Annotated in this window: 17 protein-coding genes; 4 read left to right on the top strand and 13 right to left on the bottom strand. The window is 74.4% G+C overall.

The window, feature by feature from the left end; genetic code table 11:
* Nucleotides 1–35 precede the first annotated feature (35 nt).
* Nucleotides 36–545, bottom strand: a complete 510-nt coding sequence (locus E0L36_RS07445) for a GNAT family N-acetyltransferase (RefSeq protein ID WP_180928012.1) — start codon at nt 543–545, stop codon at nt 36–38.
* Between the two features lie 202 nt (nt 546–747).
* On the opposite strand from E0L36_RS07445, the gene E0L36_RS07440 reads away from it, so the two are divergent.
* Nucleotides 748–948: a DUF1918 domain-containing protein gene (locus tag E0L36_RS07440; protein ID WP_180928011.1), complete on the top strand. Its 201-nt coding sequence runs from the start codon at nt 748–750 to the stop codon at nt 946–948.
* Between the two features lie 55 nt (nt 949–1,003).
* Here the strand turns inward: E0L36_RS07440 and E0L36_RS07435 are convergent, their stop codons facing one another.
* Nucleotides 1,004–2,266: a glycoside hydrolase family 10 protein gene (locus tag E0L36_RS07435; protein ID WP_180928010.1), complete on the bottom strand. Its 1,263-nt coding sequence runs from the start codon at nt 2,264–2,266 to the stop codon at nt 1,004–1,006.
* 414 nt (nt 2,267–2,680) lie between these two features.
* Between E0L36_RS07435 and E0L36_RS07430 the strand changes: the two genes are divergently transcribed.
* A complete protein-coding gene (locus tag E0L36_RS07430; RefSeq protein ID WP_180928009.1) occupies nt 2,681–3,541 on the top strand; it encodes a 3-hydroxybutyryl-CoA dehydrogenase in 861 nt (286 codons plus the stop codon).
* Nucleotides 3,542–3,661: 120 nt separating this feature from the next.
* Here E0L36_RS07430 and E0L36_RS07425 read toward each other — a convergent pair whose 3' ends face one another.
* Nucleotides 3,662–4,888, bottom strand: coding sequence for a helix-turn-helix domain-containing protein (locus tag E0L36_RS07425; RefSeq protein WP_308416664.1), 1,227 nt, complete (start codon nt 4,886–4,888; stop codon nt 3,662–3,664).
* 202 nt (nt 4,889–5,090) lie between these two features.
* Between E0L36_RS07425 and E0L36_RS07420 the strand changes: the two genes are divergently transcribed.
* On the top strand, nt 5,091–5,972 hold the full coding sequence (locus tag E0L36_RS07420; RefSeq protein ID WP_180928008.1) for an AMP-binding protein: 882 nt from the start codon (nt 5,091–5,093) through the stop codon (nt 5,970–5,972).
* Between the two features lie 70 nt (nt 5,973–6,042).
* Here the strand turns inward: E0L36_RS07420 and E0L36_RS07415 are convergent, their stop codons facing one another.
* The 8 genes from E0L36_RS07415 to infC all read right to left on the bottom strand — a co-directional run bounded on the left by E0L36_RS07415 (nt 6,043) and on the right by infC (nt 15,226).
* Complete coding sequence (locus tag E0L36_RS07415; RefSeq protein WP_180928007.1) at nt 6,043–7,293, bottom strand: PP2C family protein-serine/threonine phosphatase; 1,251 nt, start codon at nt 7,291–7,293, stop codon at nt 6,043–6,045.
* A gap of 321 nt (nt 7,294–7,614) precedes the next feature.
* The gene (pheT, locus tag E0L36_RS07410) at nt 7,615–10,164 is read right to left on the bottom strand and encodes a phenylalanine--tRNA ligase subunit beta (protein WP_180928006.1); all 2,550 of its coding nucleotides are present in this window, start codon (nt 10,162–10,164) and stop codon (nt 7,615–7,617) included.
* Nucleotides 10,164–11,306 carry a phenylalanine--tRNA ligase subunit alpha gene (gene pheS, locus E0L36_RS07405; RefSeq protein ID WP_180928005.1) on the bottom strand — a complete coding sequence of 381 codons (1,143 nt, stop codon included), beginning with the start codon at nt 11,304–11,306 and terminating at the stop codon, nt 10,164–10,166. The genes pheT and pheS overlap by 1 nt, the downstream gene beginning before the upstream one ends.
* A gap of 150 nt (nt 11,307–11,456) precedes the next feature.
* The gene (locus E0L36_RS07400) at nt 11,457–12,626 is read right to left on the bottom strand and encodes an ATP-binding protein (protein WP_180928004.1); all 1,170 of its coding nucleotides are present in this window, start codon (nt 12,624–12,626) and stop codon (nt 11,457–11,459) included.
* Between the two features lie 50 nt (nt 12,627–12,676).
* Entirely contained in the window at nt 12,677–13,510 is an 834-nt protein-coding gene (locus E0L36_RS07395) for an RNA methyltransferase (RefSeq protein WP_180928003.1), read from the bottom strand.
* 249 nt (nt 13,511–13,759) lie between these two features.
* Nucleotides 13,760–14,143, bottom strand: a complete 384-nt coding sequence (rplT, locus tag E0L36_RS07390; protein ID WP_180928002.1) for a 50S ribosomal protein L20 — start codon at nt 14,141–14,143, stop codon at nt 13,760–13,762.
* Nucleotides 14,144–14,220: 77 nt separating this feature from the next.
* On the bottom strand, nt 14,221–14,415 hold the full coding sequence (gene rpmI, locus E0L36_RS07385) for a 50S ribosomal protein L35 (RefSeq protein WP_180928001.1): 195 nt from the start codon (nt 14,413–14,415) through the stop codon (nt 14,221–14,223).
* Nucleotides 14,416–14,524: 109 nt separating this feature from the next.
* A complete protein-coding gene (gene infC / locus E0L36_RS07380; protein ID WP_180928000.1) occupies nt 14,525–15,226 on the bottom strand; it encodes a translation initiation factor IF-3 in 702 nt (233 codons plus the stop codon).
* A gap of 323 nt (nt 15,227–15,549) precedes the next feature.
* Here infC and E0L36_RS07375 point away from each other — a divergent pair, with 323 nt between their 5' ends.
* Nucleotides 15,550–15,936: a DUF1844 domain-containing protein gene (locus E0L36_RS07375; protein WP_180927999.1), complete on the top strand. Its 387-nt coding sequence runs from the start codon at nt 15,550–15,552 to the stop codon at nt 15,934–15,936.
* A gap of 118 nt (nt 15,937–16,054) precedes the next feature.
* Here E0L36_RS07375 and E0L36_RS07370 read toward each other — a convergent pair whose 3' ends face one another.
* Nucleotides 16,055–16,807, bottom strand: a complete 753-nt coding sequence (locus E0L36_RS07370; RefSeq protein WP_180928666.1) for an aquaporin — start codon at nt 16,805–16,807, stop codon at nt 16,055–16,057.
* 123 nt (nt 16,808–16,930) lie between these two features.
* Nucleotides 16,931–17,689, bottom strand: coding sequence for an SseB family protein (locus E0L36_RS07365; RefSeq protein ID WP_180927998.1), 759 nt, complete (start codon nt 17,687–17,689; stop codon nt 16,931–16,933).
* Nucleotides 17,690–17,783: the final 94 nt, after the last annotated feature.

Below are 17,783 nucleotides of genomic sequence, written 5' to 3'. Positions count from 1 at the left end.
GGAACGAGCCGGGGCACTCCGCCACCGCGCGCGGCTCAGTCGCGGCCCCGGGCGTCCGGCGCGGGTGAGGCCCACTCCGGACGGTGCTCCATCCACCGCTCCGGGTCGGGCAGCAGGCGGAACCCGCGTCGCGCGTACACCTCGTGCGCGTCGTTGGTCGCCAGCGTCAGGCGGCGGACGCCCCACGGCTCCAGCAGCTCCTGGACCACGCCGACCAGCGCCGTGCCCACCCCCCGGCCCCGGGCCGGGCGGTCCACGTAGACGTCGCAGAGCCAGGCGAAGGTGGACCGGTCGGTCACCACCCGCGCGTACGCCACCTGCCGTCCCGAAGCCCGCGTGTACACCCCGATGTTGAGCGAGTGCTCGATGGCGCGCAGCTGGGCCTCCCGGGAGCGGCCGAGCGCCCAGTAGGCGTCGGTCGACAGCCAGTGGTGCACCCGGTCCACGTCCAGCCGCGCGGGGTCGGTCGAGCATTCGAGGTCCGGCGCGAGCGCCCCACCGGGGTCGCTGACGCCGTCGGCCGGGTCTGGGATCAGCGGGGTCATGGCCCGAGCCTGGCACAGCGGCCCGCCTCCCGGAACCGATCCGGGGAACCCGGCGAAACACCAGGTCGTACGGGGTTCTCCCGGGCCGGGAAGCCGGGCGGGAGGGCTCGGCCGACCGCCGCGCGGAGGACGCCCGGCGGGGTGTCGCCGTAGACTCGGACGCGGAACGGAGCCGCGAAGTGCTGACGGGAGGAGACTCCTGATGCGAGCGAAGAGGGGCGACCGGCTGGTGACACACGGCCGGGTCGTCGGCCAGGAAGACAGTTCCGCGGAGATCGTCGAGGTGCTCGGCGCCCAGGGTGAGCCGCCGTACCGGGTCCGCTATCAGGACGGCCACGAGGCCGTGACGTCCCCCGGCCCCGACTCCTACGTGCGGGGCGGGAAGCGGCGCCCCCGCCGGTGACCGGCGGCCCCGCCAGCCGCCGGCGGCGGGGCCGGACGGCGGGCGGGGCGGCGGGTCAGCGCGTGTAGTGGTCGCGGATGACGCGCGCCATCGCGCCCGTGGGGTCGGACGCCACCTCCTTCGCGGAGAAGAAGGCGTGCCCTCGCACCTCCGGCAGGCGCCGCGCGTGCCGGAGGTGGCGCGACAGTTCCGCCGGGTCCTGCCAGGGCTCGGGTTGCGCCGGGTCGATCGCCTTGTACAGCGCCTCTCCCAGGAAAAGCCGGGCGCGGGTCGGGCGTACCGCCTCGGCCCACCAGTCGGCGAGCACCGCGTAGTCCGCGTCGGCGAATCCGATGTGCCAGTACAGCTGCGGGAGGACGTAGTCGATCCAGCCGTTCCGCACCCAGCTCCGGGTGTCGGCGTAGAGGTCGTCGTAGGTCTGCACCCCGGCGCGGGTGCGCGAGCCGCGGGGGTCGGCGGCCTGGTTCCGCCACACCCCGAAGGGGCTCACGCCGAACCGGACCCAGGGTTTCACCGCGCGGACCCGGGCCGCCGTCTCCCGCACCAGGCTGTCGATGTTGTGCCGCCGCCAGGTGGCCAGGTCCTTGAAGCCGCCGCCGTACCGCCGGTAGGTGGCGTCGTCGTCGAAGATCTCGCCCAGCGCCGGGTACGGGTAGAAGTAGTCGTCCCAGTGGACGCCGTCGATGTCGTACCGGACCAGCGCGTCGAGCATCGCGTCCTGCACGAAGCGCCGGACCTCGGGCAGCCCCGGGTCGTAGTAGAGCGAACCGCCGTACGCCACGGCCCAGTCCGGGTTCCGCCGCACGGGGTGGTCGGGGTGCAGCTTCCCCGGGTCGTCGTGCTGCGCCACCCGGTACGGGTTGAACCAGGCCTCCACCTGAAGCCCCCGCCGGTGCGCCTCGCGGACCACGTACCCCAGCGGGTCCCAGCCGGGGTCGCGCCCCTGCTCGCCCGTCAGGCAGGCCGACCACGGCTCATGAGGCGAGGGCCACAGCGCGTCCGCCGTCGGACGGGCCTGGAAGTAGACGGTGTTGAGCCGCGACCGCTCCGCCGAGTCCAGCAGACCGCGCAGCTCCGCCCGCTGCCGTTCCGCGCTCAGTCCCGGCTCGCTCGGCCAGTCCCGGTTGGCGACGGTGGCGATCCACATGCCCCTCAGCTCGTCGGGCGACCGGCGCCAGACCCCGCTCTCCGTGGCGGGCGCGGTCCGCTCCCGCTCACCGCCGCCCGCGCTGGCCGCCAGCGCGGTGTCCCCGGCGGCCAGCGCGCCGACCGTCCCGGCCGCCACCGTGGTGAAGCCCCGCCTCGTCAGTTCTCGCATCCCCGCTCCTCGCCGCGCCGTTCTGCGTGTCCGCGTCATGTTCGACAGTGTCCGGTGTTCCGTGCCCACCTCGCGGCCCGATACTCCCCCACGGGCACGGCGGCCCGCGGTCACGGCACGAGACGCCCCGGCGGACCTCCCCGGACGGCGGGCGGGGCGGAGCGCCGCACGCCGGCGGAAGGCGGGCGTGCGGGGAGAGCACGGTCCGGCACGGGTGGCTGAGAACGCCGATACACCGGCGAATCCGCGGCCCGCGTCCGCTCCGCGGCGGGCCCGGCCGACCCGCCCGACGGGAACGCGCGGCCCGCGGGTAACGTCGGGCGGCGAAGCGGCTCGGTATCCGGCCCACCCCTCGACGAGGGCCACCGGCCCGGCGCCGTCCGCCGGACCCCACGGAACAGCGAAAGGCACGATGTGACCGACATCGAACGCGTCGGAGTGGTGGGCTGCGGCCAGATGGGCGCGGGGATCGCCGAGGTGTGCGCCCGCGCCGGACTGGACGTCCTGGTCGCGGAGACCAGCGGCGAGGCCCTGGAGCTGGGCCGCACCCGCCTGGTGAACTCCCTGGGCAAGGCCGCCGAACGGGGCAAGATCACCGAGTCGGAGCGGGACGCCACCCTGGAGCGGCTCGCCTTCACCACCGACCTGGGCGACCTGGCCGACCGGGACCTCGTCATCGAGGCGGTGATCGAGAGCGAGCAGGTCAAGACGGAGATCTTCCAGGTGCTGGACCAGGTCGTGACCCGGCCCGACGCGATCCTCGCCTCCAACACCTCCTCCATCCCGCTGGTGAAGCTGGCCGTCGCCACCTCCCGACCGGACCGGGTGATGGGCATCCACTTCTTCAACCCGGCCCCCGTCCAGCGGCTCGTCGAGCTGATCCCCGCGCTGACCACCTCCGAGGACACCGTGCGGCGCGCCGAGGCCGCCGTCAGCGGGACGCTGGGCAAGCACACCATCCGCGCCCAGGACCGCTCGGGCTTCGTCGTGAACGCGCTGCTCATCCCGTATCTGCTCTCCGCGGTGCGGATGTTCGAGTCGGGCATGGCGAACCGCGAGGACATCGACAACGGCATGGAGATGGGCTGCGCCCACCCGATGGGCCCGCTCCGGCTGGCGGACCTGATCGGCCTGGACACCGTCGCCTCGATCGCCGACTCGATGTACGACGAGTTCAAGGAGCCGCTGTACGCCGCTCCGGCGCTGCTCCAGCGCATGGTCGACGCCGGCCGGCTGGGCCGCAAGGCGGGCGCCGGCTTCTACTCGTACGGCTGACTTCCACTCCCGCGGCTGACTCCGGCCACGCCGCCACGTGGCGCCGTTCCAGGGCGAGTTCGCCCGGAACAGCGCCACGGCGGCGCCCGCCCGGCGGCCTGGGACGGGGCGGACCGGGACTCACGCGTCGTGCGGGGCCTGGTGGCGTTCGAGCAGCATCGGGAAGGTGCCCACGGCGTCCAGGGCCATGGAGAGTTCGGCGACGATCCGCGGGTTGTCCAGGGAACCCCGCAGGAACTCCTCCAGGCGGTGCATGCGGTAGCGGACCGTGTTCTGGTGGCAGTACAGGGCGCGGCCCGCCTCGGCTGCCGAGCCGTGGGCCTCCAGCCAGGCCCGGGCCGTCGCGAGCAGCGTGGTGCGGTCCTCCTCGGGCAGCGCGAGCACCCCGCCGAGGATGCGGTGCACGGCCCGCTGGGTGGTCTCCAGGTTGTTCATGACCAGTTCCGTCAGCGGCGCGTCGTCGAGCTGACGTACGTCGGCGGCGTCCGGGGGCAGTGACTCGGCGGCCACCCGCGCGTACCGCAGCGCGCGGCCGGTCTGGTCGAGCCGGTCGTACAGGGGGCTCACGCCCACCCGGCTCCGCGTGACCGCGCGTACCGCCTCCAGGACCCTGTCCACCGGCTGGCGTTGGGGGCAGGAGAGCACTCCCGTCTCGGACCCCCGCTGGGCGCGCCACGCCGAGGCCACGTCCAGGGCGCGGAGCCGCGCGTCCAGACCGGGCAGGGGCGGTTCGTCGGAGGTGAGTCCCACGGCCGTCACCACGAGGAAGGATCCCCGGAACGGGAAGTCGAGCATCCGCGCGAGTTCCCAGACGGTGTCGCTGCCGGAGGACGGTCCGTCGATCAGCTCGCCGACCAGGGCCGAGCGGCGCCGGTCCAGCTCCACCATCCGCTCCGCGCAGGTCCGGCGGTAGGAGTCGGTGAGCGCCGAGGAGTAGACGTCCGCGAGTTCCCAGATGTGCGAGGCCTCGTCCAGGAGGGCGGTGGGCGCCTCCCCGCCGTCCTTCCGTGCCTCGTCGAGGAGCCGCTCCCAGAAGTAGCGGAAGCACAGCCGGTAGGAGCGCAGGACCTCCGGCAACGGGGCGTCCTGCTGGGCGCGCAGTCGGCCGGTCTCGGTGGGACTGTCGAGGCTGATCGCGGGCGAGTCCGGGTCGGCCAGGTGGTTGATCGTGCCCAGGACGTTGCGGCACAGCGAGGCGTGCAGGTCCGCGGGGGTGACGACCATGGTCCGGTAGAACTCGATCTTCCCGTAGGTCAGTTCGACCATGCCGTCGGCGATCTCGTCGATCCGGTCCCGGAGCCTTCCGGCGAGTTCGGCCACCACGAGCCGGGAAGCTGTCGCATGCACGGGAGCGACCCTAGAACAGCTTCGGCCCCCATCCCACCGCGTTGGCCGAAGCCCCCGGAATCCGCCCCAACGACCGTGTCCCACAAGGTCGTTGTCGGCCAGGACAGAGGTTCCTGTCGCTGCCGACATGGCCCGCGGCCCGGCCACGCGACGAGGATCGTCACGTCGAGACCGATCCCGCGCTGTGTGAAGGTGGACTGACGTGAGCAACCTGGCCACTGTCCTGGTGGAAGCGGCCGAGCGGTACCCGCTGCGGCCCGCGGTACGGGCCGGCGGCACGGTACTGACGTACGCCGAACTCGACGAGCTGAGTGGCCGGGTGGCGGGTGGGCTGCTCGCGCACGGCGTGCGCGCCGGTGACCTGGTGGGGCTACGGCTGCCCGGGGGACCGGTCTTCCCCGTCGTCTGCTTCGGGATACTGCGCGTCGGCGCGATCGTCCTTCCCGCGCGGCCCCCGCGCCAGCCGTCCTCCCCCACGGCGGAGCGTCCGCCTACCGCCGTGGGGGGCGCCGCGCGTCTCGTCTTCGCCTCGCCCCAGGTAGGCCGGGACGGGCCTGGCCCCTCGGACGGTCCCCTGGTAGTCCCGGTCGGTCCCGACTTCCTCGACCAGGTCGCCCTCTGGCCCCGGCACTCACCGGTGGCGGACCGCGCTGACGACGACCCGGCGGTCCTGCTCGGCACAGCGGAGGCCCCGGACACCGCCGCGGCCACCGTCGTGGAGATGAGCACGGGCAGACCGGCCCCGGCCCCGGGGCACTCCGCCCTCACCCACGGCCGGCTCTGTGGAGACCCGGAGTTGACCGCCCGCGCCCTGGGAACCACGAGGTTCGAGCCCGGCCCCCCGCACGGGGTGAGCCTCTGGCGACAGGTACTCGCCGCCCTCAACGACGACTCCCCCGACGACGGCGAGCGGGCCGCGACCCTGGCGTTCGGCGCCGCCCACCTCGCCGCCCGGCGCAAGCCCGAGGGCCGTCCCCCCACACCGGATGACGTCATGGCCGTGGCGTTCGAGGAGTTCTCGCTGCTCATCGACGCCGACCAGGCCCGCGCCGCGCTCCGCTCCCTCACACCGCCGAACCGATGACGGCCCCGGGGCCCGGGACCCCGGGGTGACGCACCCGGCCTGTCGACCGGTGCCACGGTGATCGCGGAGTTCAGGGAGCCGCGGTACGCCGCTCCGGCGCCGCCCCGGCGCACGGTCGACGCCGGTCGGCGGGACCGCAGGGCGGGCGCCGGTTCCCAGCCGTACAGCTGGCCTTTCCGCATTCCCGCCCCGGCTCGCCGGGCGGCCCGTGGCCGCGCTCCCGGCGGACGGCGAACAGCGCGACGTCGTCGCTGAGTCGGCCGCCGGAGTGCCGCAGCAGCGCCGCGCGCACCCGGTGCACCACCTCGGCGGGGTGCGCGGGGTCCGGTGCTCGCCCCTCCCCGCTGTCGGCGGGGCCGGGCGCGAGCACCTCCCGGAGCGCACCGGCCAGGTCGAAGGCGCCACCGGCCGCGTCCCGCGCGTCCTCCGCGCCGTCGGTGTGCAGGAGGAGCACGTCGCCCGGCGGCAGCGGCAGGACAGACGGACGGGGCAGGGGCACCGGCAGCGGGAAGAGGCCGAGCGGGGGCAGCGGCTCGGCCTCCGCGACCGGACCGGCCCGCGCCGCCGCCGGAGCCAGGTGGTACGGCCAGGGGTGACCGCAGTTGAGGGCGGCGAAGGAACCGTCGGCGCGGGCCTCCAGCAGCAGCACCGTGACGAACTCCTCGGCCAGCGGCTCCACTCCGGCGTCCCGGCAGCCGGTGCCGCTCAGGTGCCGCTCCAGTCCGCGCTCCAGTCGGCGCAGCACCCCGGCGAGGTCCGGCTCGTCGTGCGCGGCCTCCCGGAAGGTGCCGAGCAGCGCGGCCACCGTGGCGACGGCGGGCAGACCGTGGCCCCGCACGTCGCCGATCACCAGCCGCAGTCCGTAGGCGGTGGGTACCGCGTCGTACAGGTCGCCGCCGAGCGCGGCGTGCCGGCTCGCGGAGAGGTGCCCGGCGGCGAGCGTGAACTCCCCCGCCCGGGCCGGAGGCGGGCGCAGCAGCGCCCGCTGGGTCACCGCCGCCACCTCGCGGACCCGTACGAGTTCGTGGGTGAGGCGGGCCCGGCGCCCCGCCGCGAGGTAGCCCGCGACCACCACGCTGAGGATCGCGAGGCAGGTACCGGCGCGGCTGCCGAGGTCCTCGTAGGCGCCGACGCCGCCGAGCGGGTACAGCGCGAACAGGGCGCAGGCCCCGCCCACCACCACGCCCCGGCGGTGCCCGGTACCGGCGCAGGCGATGGCCGGGGTCGCGGCGAGCAGCTGTATCAGCTGGGTGCCGGAGGGCGCGTAGCGCTCCCAGGCCAGCACCCCCACCACCCAGAGCGCGGGCGGTGCGCAGGTCACCAGGTTCAGCCCGGGGCCGCCCGCGCGCGGGGGCCGCGTGGAGCCGAGAAGGCGCGGGCCGCGCCGGGCACTTGGAGTTCGTCCCGCCACGGTGTGACGCCCTCCGGTGTCGCGTCCCCCGCTCGCTCGCACCACGGTCCTCCAGCCCTGTGAGCCGACCGCGAACGCTCCCCCCGCCGGGGCCCCTCGGTCAGGACGATGGTGCGCGATGCCCGGGGGCCCGGGGACGGGACTCCGGTGGAGGCTCACTCCAACGAGTGAGCCAACGCCGGTGGGGGTGTGCGCGCCTGTGCGAGCACACCCCCACGGGTCATACGCGGGCTAGGCGCGCAGCACCGCCCCGGTCCGCTCGACCGCCGAGGCGACCGCCGCGTCCCGCGCCCCGGAGGCCTCCTCCGCGGTCAGGGTGCGGTCGGTGGCCCGGAAGCGCAGCGCGTACGCCAGCGACTTCCGTCCGGCGCCGAGCTGTTCGCCGGTGAAGACGTCGAACAGCCGCAGCGACTCCAGGAGTTCACCCGCTCCGGCCCGCAGCGCGGCTTCCACCTCGGCTGCCGGTACGCCGCCGTCGACCACCAGCGCCACGTCCTGGGTGGCGACCGGGAAGGTGGACAGGTGCGGGGCCCGCACCGGTCCGGCGCCCGCGGCGCCCACCGCGTCCAGGTCCAGTTCCAGCGCGCTGGACCGGGCGGGCAGCCCGAAGCTCTGGACCACGCGCGGGTGCAGTTCGCCCGCGTACCCCACCGGCCGGGGGCCGTCCGGGGTGACGACCGAGAGCGCGGCGCACCGCCCGGGGTGCCACGGCGCCGACTCGGCGTTCTCCACGAGCAGTTCGGCACCGGCCTCGCGGGCGACGAGGCGGGCCGCCGCCACCGCGTCGGCCCAGCTCGCGGGGCGCCCGGCGCCCCACCAGCCCGCTGGCTCCCGCGATCCGGCGAGGACCGCGCCGAGGTGGCGCGGCTGGTCGGGCAACGCGGCGTCCAGCGCCGCGAGTTCCTGCCCGGTCGGGCGGGCGTTCACCCCGGGGCGCGGGGCGGCGCGTTCCGCGCCGGTGGGCAGGAAGACCAGTCCGGTCTCGAAGAGGGCCAGCCCCTCCTGCCCGTCCTGGCTGCCACGGCCCAGGTTGCGGCGGAGGGTGGCGAGCAGCCCGGGGAGCAGCGTGGTGCGCAGCGCGGGTTCCTCGTCGGAGAGCGGGTTGACGAGCCGGACCAGGCGCCGCCTCGGGTCATCCGCGGCGAGGCCGAGCTGGTCGAGGGCGGCGCTTCCGACGAACGGGTAGCTGAGAGCCTCGACGTAGCCCGCTCCGGCCAGCGCCCGGCCCACCCGGCGGTGCAGCCGCTGCCGCTCGGTGAGGCCACGGCCGGCGGGCGGCCTGGCCAGCGTCACCGGGAGGTTCTCGTACCCCTCCAGGCGGATGACCTCCTCCGCGAGGTCGTTCGGGTCGTGCAGGTCGGGCCGCCAGGACGGCACGGTCACGGTGAGCCGGTCCTGCCCGTACACGTCGCAGCCGACCTGCTGGAGGCGGCGGACGACGGTCTCCCGGCCGTAGCTGACCCCCGCGACACGGTCCGGGTGGTCCGCGTCGATCATCACGGTGCGCGGGCCGGAGGGGGCGGCGAACCGCGTGACCCCGGGGTCGGCGGTGCCGCCCGCGAGCAGCGCGAGCAGGTCGACGGTGCGCTGGGCGGCGGCCGCTCCCGCCTCCGGGTCGACGCCGCGCTCGAAGCGGCGGGACGCCTCGGAGGAGAGCCGGTGGCGGCGGGCGGCCCGGGCGATCGCGACCGCGTCGAAGTGCGCGGCCTCCACGATGACGTCGCGGGTTCCGCCGACCTCGCCGGTGGCCGGGTCGATCTCGGCCGCGGCGATCTCCGTCTCGGCCCCGCCCATCACCCCGGCGAGGCCGATCGGCCCGCGGTTGTCGGTGATGACCAGGTCCTCCGGGTCCAGCACACGGTCGGTGCCGTCCAGCGTGGTCAGCTTCTCCCCCGGCCGCGCGCGGCGGACGCCGATGGTGCCGTCCACCCGGGAGGCGTCGTAGGCGTGCAGCGGCTGGCCCAGCTCCAGCATGACGTAGTTGGTGATGTCCACCGCCAGCGAGACAGGACGCATCCCGGCCTTCTGGAGGCGGCGGCGCAGCCACACCGGGGAGGCGGCCTCCGGGCGGACGCCGGTGACCCGGCGCGCGGTGAAGCGGCCGCAGCCGCGCGGGTCCGCGACCTCGACGGCGGGGCCCTCCGCGTTCGGCGGGGGGACGTCCAGCAGGGCCGGGTCGCGCAGCGGCAGGCCGTAGGCGGTGGCCGTCTCGCGGGCGACGCCGCGCAGCGAGAGGCAGTAGCCGCGGTCCGGCGTGACGGCGATGTCCAGCACCTCGTCGACCAGTTCGAGCAGCTCGATGGCGTCGGTGCCCGCCTCGTGCTCGGGCGGCAGCACGATGATGCCGTCGTGGTCGTCGCCCATCTCCAGCTCGCGCTCCGAGCAGATCATGCCCTCGGAGACCCGACCGTAGGTGGTGCGCGCGGAGATGGCGAAGCCGCCGGGCAGCTCCGCGCCAGGCAGCGCGACGACGACCTTGTCGCCCACCCGGAAGTTCCGCGCCCCGCAGATGATGTTCTGCGGCTCGCCGGTGGGTTCGGCGCCGGGGCTGGTGCGCCCCCCGACGTCCACCTGGCAGTACCGGATCGGCTTCTTGAACTCCGTCAGCTCCTCGATGGCCAGGACCTTCCCCACCACGAGGGGGCCGGTCAGGTCGGTGCCGAGTCGTTCGACGGTCTCGACCTCAAGCCCGGCCGAGATCAGTTTGGTGGCGACGTCCCTGCCGGTGGCACCGGCCGGCAGGTCGACGTACTCCCGCAGCCAGGAAAGCGGCGCCCGCATCAGATCTCCATCCCGAAGGGCCGGGTGAACCGCGCGTCACCCTCGACCATGTCTCGCATGTCCTCGACGCTGTGCCGGAACATCAGCATCCGCTCGATCCCGAACCCGAAGGCGAAGCCGCTGTACCGCTCCGGGTCGACGCCGCAGGCGCGCAGCACCCGGGGGTTGACCATGCCGCAGCCGCCCAGCTCGATCCAGCCCTCGCTGGAGCAGGTGCGGCAGGGCCGCTCGGGGTTGTGGACGGAGTCGCCCCGGCAGACGAAGCAGACCATGTCCAGTTCGGCGGACGGCTCGGTGAAGGGGAAGTAGGAGGGCCGCAGCCGGGTGGCCAGCCCCTCCCCGAAGAGCGTCCGGACCATGTGGTCCAGCGTGCCGCGCAGGTCGGCCATGGTCAGACCCTCGTCGACGGCGAGGAGTTCCACCTGGCTGAAGACCGGGGTGTGGGTGGCGTCCAGCTCGTCCGTCCGGTAGACGCGGCCTGGGCAGATCACGTACACCGGCAGTTCGCGCTCCAGCAGGGAGCGGATCTGCACCGGGGAGGTGTGGGTGCGCAGCACCACGCCGCTCCCCGACTCCGGGTCCGCGCCGCCCTGTTCACCCGCCGGGCTCTCGACGAAGAAGGTGTCCTGCATGGTGCGGGCGGGGTGGTCCGGGCCGAGGTTGAGGGCGTCGAAGTTGAACCACTCCGCCTCCACCTCGGGTCCCTCGGCGACCTCGTACCCCATCGCCGTGAAGACGTCCTCGATGCGCTCGGAGAGCGTCGTCAGCGGGTGGCGGGCGCCCGCCGGGGTGCGGTCGTAGGGCAGCGTGACGTCCACGGCCTCCTCGACCAGCACCCGCTCGTCCCGCTCCCGCTCCAGCTCCTCCTGGCGGATCTTGAGCGCCTTGCCGACCGCGCCACGGGCCTGGCCGACGCGCTTGCCCGCCTCGGCCTTGGCGTGCGGCGGCAGCGCGCCGATCTCCCGGTTGGCCAGCGCCAGCGGGGACCGGTCCCCGGCGTGCGCCGACTTCACCTCGCGCAGCTCGTCGAGGTCCCCGGCGGCGGCTACGGCGGCGAGCGCCTGCTCCCGCGCGCGGTCGATCTCTTCCGGTTTCAGTGCCTCGACCTCGACAGGGTCGTACGACTTGTTCGGTGCCGACATCTCTTCCCGTGCTTCCGATTGGCTGGCTGCGCTGGCCCCGCGGCTCCCCCGGCGGTGCGTGCCGGGGACCGAGTCTACGGGGGGCGGCGCACTGGGACGTGCGCGGAGTGGCCCGCGCCCCTGGGGCGGCCCGTGAGCGGTACGGCGGTCTCAGACGAGGACGGCCGGGGTGCCCACGGGCAGGATAAATCGGAAACGGGCGCCACCCGCCGCCGAGCGGTCCACGGTGATCACGCCGCCGTGCGCCTCGACGATGCCCTTGACGATGTACAGGCCGAGCCCGGTGCCGCCGCGCTTGCTGCCGCGCCAGAAGCGCGTGAAGACGCGGGTCATCGACTCCTCGGGGATGCCGGGGCCCTCGTCGCTCACGGTGATCGCGGTTCCTTCGGTACGGGTACGGGTCGGCGCTGGCGCCACCTCGATGGTGACGGTTCCGGCGCCGTGCCGCACCGCGTTTTCCAGCAGGTTGCCCAGCACCTGGTCGATCTTGTCCGGGTCGGCCCAGAGCGGCGGCAGCGGACCGGCGACCCGGGTGACGAAGCGGCCGGGCCGCTCCCCGGCCGTGGTGTGCGCCTCGACGTGCCGCTCGACGGCCGCCACCACGTCGACCGGCTGGCGCCGCACCTCCAGCCGCCCGGAGTCGATCCGGGAGATGTCGAGCAGCTCCGCGATGAGCCGGGTGACGCGGTTGGCGTCCGCGTCGACCGTCTCCAGCATCAGCCGCTTCTGGTCGTCGGTGAACCGCTCCCACTTGCGCAGCAGGGTGGCGGTGAAGCCCTTGACCGAGGTCAGCGGCGAGCGCAGCTCGTGCGCGACGGTGGCGATCAGCTCGGCGTGGCTGCGCTCGGTGCGGCGGCGCGCCTCGGTGCCGCGCAGGGTGACCACCACACGGTGCACCGGCCCCCGGCGCACCGGGCGCACGTAGCGGGCGTGCACCAGCACCTCGCGTCCGCCGGGAAGCAGCAGGTTCCGCTCGGGCTGTCCGGTGCGGGTGGCGAGGCCGCCGTACGGGTCGGTCAGCCGCCACCAGCGGCGTCCCTCGACGTCCTCCAGTGGGAGCGCCCGCTCCAGGGGCAGGCCGAGCTGTTCCTCGGCGGGGCGCCCGGTGATGCGGGCCGCGGCGGCGTTGAAGCAGACGACCCGGCCGCCGCCGTCCGCGACGACGAGGCCGTCGGGGAGGTCGTCCGGGTGGAGTCCGGCCACGTCAGGTACGGCGGGAGGCGGCTTCGGGCAGGCGGGGGGCCGTTCCTCGGCTCCGGACGGCGCCGTGTCGGAAGCACTCTCCCGCACCCGTCCGCTCCCCGGCCTCCGCACGTCCATGCCCCTCGCATCCCCCTTGTCAGGCCGCGAGCCCTGGGCAGGTCACCCTACTAGTTCGCGGTACCGGACCGGCACCCTCCCGTGGCCCGCTGCGCACGCGCGGACGCGTACAGACAGACGGCCGCCGCCGTCGCGAGGTTGAGACTCTCCGCCCGGCCGTGCAGCGGGACGCGGACGACGGTGTCCGCGCGGTCGCGGGTCGCCTCCGGCAGGCCCCACGCCTCGTTGCCGAACACCCAGGCGGTCGGGCCGGCCATCCGCCCGGCGTTCAGCTCCTCGTCGAGGTCGGTGGCGCCCTGGCCGTCGGCGGCGACGACCCGGGCCCCGGCCGCGCGCAGGCCCGCGACCGCCCGCTCCACCGGTACGCCGACCACGACCGGCAGATGGAAGTGCGAACCGGCGGAGGCCCGGACGCACTTGGGGTTGTACAGGTCGACGGAGGCGTCGGTCAGCACGACCGCGTCGGCGCCCGCGGCGTCGGCGCAGCGCAGCACGGTTCCGGCGTTGCCCGGGTCGCGGACGTGCGCGAGCACCGCGACCAGCCGGGGCCCGGACGCCAGCACCTCGTCCAGGGGGACGTCGAGGAACCGGCAGAGCCCGACCACGCCGCTGGGGGTGACCGTGTCGGCCAGGTCCGCGATGATCTCGTCGGTCACGGTGAGCACTTGGGCGCCCGCGGCCCGCGCGGCGTGGTCGACGTCCGGGTGCCGCCGCACGGCCTCCGGCGTCATGTAGACCTCGACCAGGTGCTCCGCCGCCTCCCGGACGGCCTGCGGTCCCTCGGCGAGGAAGCGCCGCTCCCTGGCCCGGTGGGCGCGCCTGGCCAGTCGCCGGGCCGCGACGACGCGCGGTGACCGGAGTGAGGTCAGTTCGGGAACGGACATGGGATGGCTGCTCGCTTCCTGGGGGCGCGCGGGCCGCCTCGGGACGGCGGTGGGCGGCGTACGGCGGGCGGGGCCCGGGACGGCCGGGGCGGGATAACCGAAACGGCCGGAACGGGGCGGGAACGGGGCGGACCCGCAGACGCGAGCGCCTGCGGGTCCGGTGATCCGCGTGCACCGCCGCGGGCCCGCGCGGTGCGCGGCGCCCGCCCAACACGGTGACCGGGGTGAACCGGGGTGACCGGGGTGCGGTCAGGCGGCCTTCGGGGCGTTCACGTCACCGGGAAGCGCCTTCTGGGCGGCCTCGACCAGCGCCGTGAAGGCGGCGGAGTCGTTGACCGCCAGCTCGGCCAGCATCTTGCGGTCCACCTCGATCTCAGCGGCCTTGAGGCCCTGGATGAAGCGGTTGTAGGTCATGCCGTTGGCGCGGGCGGCGGCGTTGATCCGCTGGATCCACAGCTGCCGGAAGTCGCCCTTGCGCCGCTTACGGTCGTTGTAGTTGTAGACGTAGGAATGGGTGACCTGTTCCTTCGCCTTGCGGTACAGGCGCGAGCGCTGGCCGCGGTAGCCGCTGGCCTGCTCCAGGATCGCCCGGCGCTTCTTCTGCGCGTTCACTGCCCGCTTGACGCGTGCCACTTGTCAACTCCTTGTTGGCGAGGCTGGGTCGGGGTGCGCCCCAGCCCGGATCGAATGGGTCCCGGTCGAGCGGGGTGTTACTTGCCGAGAAGCTTCTTGACCTTCTTGGCGTCCGCCGGGGCCGTCTCGGTCTTGCCAGCAAGGCGGCGCGTCAGGGTGGACGGCTTGTGTTCGAGGTAGTGGCGGCGACCGGCGCGCTGGCGCATCACCTTGCCGGAGCCCGTGATCTTGAAGCGCTTGCGGGCACCACTGTGCGTCTTGTTCTTCGGCATGTCGCCGTTCTCTCCTCGTCGATGACGCCTCGGGCACCGCCGGTCAGGCGGTGTGCCGGAGCGCCAGCTTGGTTCGGTGGCAATGTCCGGGGCGGGCACCCCGGAGGGTTCACGCCTCAGCCGGTTCCTCGGTGGTCTCCTCGGCGGAGCTCTCCTCGGCGGAGCCAGGCTGGCGTCCGGCCTTGCGTGCGGCCTGCGCCTCGCGGGCTTCGGCCATCGCCTCGGTCTTCTTCTTGTGCGGACCGAGAACCATGATCATGTTCCGGCCGTCCTGCTTCGGGTTGGACTCCACGAAGCCCAGGTCGGCCACGTCGTCGGCGAGCCGCTGGAGGAGCCGGAAGCCCAGCTCGGGGCGCGACTGCTCACGGCCGCGGAACATGATCGTGATCTTGACCTTGTCCCCCTGCTTGAGGAACCGGACGACATGACCCTTCTTGGTGTCGTAGTCGTGCGGGTCGATCTTCGGCCGGAGCTTCATCTCCTTGATGACCGTGTGCGCCTGGTTCTTGCGCGCCTCACGGGCCTTCATGGCCGACTCGTACTTGAACTTTCCGTAGTCCATGAGCTTGCACACGGGCGGGCGGGCGTTCGCCGCCACCTCGACGAGGTCGAGGTCGTACTCCTGCGCAAGCTCCAGGGCCTTGGCAAGCGGCACGATGCCGACCTGCTCGCCACTGGGACCGACGAGTCGCACCTCGGGGACGCGAATCCGGTCGTTGATGCGGGGCTCGGCGCTGATGGGGCCTCCTCGGGTACACCGCACGGCGGTCTGGCGAACAGCCGTACTCTGGGTCTCTGTTGGGTGTGACATCCGTCCGAAGACGCAAAAACGCCCCGGACGGGACACAGGCGGGGCTCCTCACAGACCGGGAGCACCGCCGCGGTACACCGCGGGGCGCAGCCTGACCGATGACCCGCGGCCCGGAGGACCGCCAGGTGGGAGATCGGAGCCTCCACTTGTGGGCTGAAGCCTGTCCGCTCCGGTCCCGAAGGCGTGCCCGGAAGGCACGGCACCCGAGGGCGCGGGAGGACGGACGTCAGCCGGTCGACGACCAAGCATACCAGGACATGAGCTGCCGGGAGACGCCTCTCCCCGCCGTCCCGGGCCCGCGCGCGGGGCATAGGCTGGGGCGTATGAGCGATGGCACACCCCCCGGCGCCGCCGACCCGGACGACTCCGCGGCCACCCCGGGCTTCACCGACATGACCAGGGACATCGCGGATGTGCCCGCCGTCGAGGTGATCACCACGGTCGCGGTCCACCTGATGAGTTCCGCCGCCGTCAAGTGCGGCCTCGCGGAGGAGGGTGAGGAGGCCCGCGATCTGGACGAGGCGCGGAAACTGATCCACGCGCTCGCCGGGCTGGTCACCGCGAGCGCCACCGAGATCGGCACCTACCACGCCGCGCCGCTGCGGGACGGGCTCAAGTCGCTCCAGCTGGCCTTCCGGGAGGTCTCGGCCGTGCCGGACGAACCCGGCCAGGGTCCCGGCGAGAAGTTCACCGGCCCGGTCCTGCGCTGACCCCCGCCCGTCCGCGCCGGGCCACCTACCGCCACTGACCGGGGAGGGCCCGCTGGCCCACGGTCCCCCGGCCCGCTCCGGTGCCGCCGCGTCGCTGGTCACGCCGTGTCCGTGCTGGTCAGCGGAGTTCGGGCTCGCCCTGGACGCCGCCGCGCCGCTGGGGATGGGTGACGCGGTGGACGACGGCGGCGAGGGCGCCACCCAGCAGCGGCGCGACGATGAACAGCCAGAGCTGGGTCAGCGCGGCGCCGCCCGCGAACAGGGCCGGGGCGATCGATCGGGCCGGGTTGACGGACGTGCCGGTCAGCGGGATGCCGACGAGGTGGACGACGGCAAGGGCCATGCCGATGGGGAGCCCGTCGAACCCGTAGACGGCCACCTTGTGGGTCACCGACAGCACCACGTAGACGAACACCATGGTCAGCAGGATCTCGGCGACGAAGGCACCGCCCAGGTTGATCTGCACGGCCGAGCGGTTGCCGTAGCCGTTGCTCCCGAACGCCTCGCTGGTGACGATGCCGGGCACCTGTTTGGTCACCAGGAACAGCAGCGCGGCGCCGACGATGCCGCCGACGACCTGCGCGATCCAGTACCGCACCGCCGTCGGGAGGTCGAGGCGACCGGCGCAGTACATGCCCAGCGTCACCGCCGGGTTGATGTGGCTGCCGGAGAGCGGCCCGAGGGCGTACGCGAGCGCCAGCATGACGAACCCGAACGCGAGCGCGATGCCGAGGGTGCCGATGTACTCGCTGGAGAGCACCGCGGTGCCGACCGCGATGAACACCAGCAGCAGGGTGCCCAGGAACTCGGCGGCGAGCGGCTGGGGTTCGGCTTCGACGGTCTTCGCCGTCTCCACCGTCTTGGCCGGCATGAGGTCCTTGGCCGACATGGGCGTCCTCCCGGATCGGGTCAGGAATGACCTGTGTGTCCCGAGCCTCCTCGGGCCGGGAGGGGAGCGCACGCCGGGGCGCCGCAACCGGGTGAGCCGGGGGTGTCAGCCGGAGAGGGGACGCCGGTGGAGGGCGTCCGGCGGGAGGACGGTGCCGGGAGGCAGGACGGCGAGGTTCAGCCCGCGCACCAGCCGGGCGCGCAGCGTCTCGTCGGCGGCGAGGGCCCCGGCGATCCGCCGCGCCAGCTCCCCCACCGCCACCTCGGCGGTGGGCAGCAGCGCGAGGGTGCCGTCGCTGTCGGCGTCACCGGGCGTCAGCGTGGCGCCGAGCAGCGCCGGTTCGGTGGCCAGCACGGCGCGCAGCGCCTCGGCCACCTCCGGGTCGCCCAGCGGGTCGGCGGAGGTGCGGCCCTCCGCCAGCGCGCGCAGCGCCGGACCGGTGACCTCGTACGGCACCGGGCCCGCGAGGTCGAGGACGAGGGTGTCCGCCTCCTCCTGCGCGAGGGCGAGCAGCGCCTGCCGCAGCGGGACGGCGACGGGCCGGGCGTCCGCGCGCCAGCGGGCCAGCGTCGCGGTCGCGCTGAAGACGGGCAGGGCGCGGCGGCCACCGGGGGCGTTGAGCGTGGGCACGGCCATATCGCTGGACTTGTCCCGGCGGAGGCCGTCCTCGCCGGTGGTGGACTCCCCGAGCATCGCGACGACGGGCACCAGCAGCCGGGCCGTGGCGAGCGCGCCGAGCACCGCCGCGTCCGCGCCGGGCCGGGCCGGGTCGGCTCGCCACTCGGCGAGTGCCCGGGTGAGGGCCGGGTCGGCTGACCCGTCGTCGTCGGCGAAGGCGGGGGCCGGGATGTTCTTGAGCGCCACGGGTAGGAGCCTAGACCGTCGGGGTGGGGCGCCCTCCGGCAGGGCGGCGGGCCGTCCGGCCGGTGCGCCGGGCGGCCGGAGGCCCGTTCCCCGG

Source organism: Streptomyces sp. AJS327, from assembly GCF_013450295.1.
Classification (GTDB): Bacteria; Actinomycetota; Actinomycetes; order Streptomycetales; family Streptomycetaceae; genus Streptomyces.
Note: the sequence above shows the minus strand (reverse complement) of the source record. Positions and strands in the feature narration are given on the sequence as shown.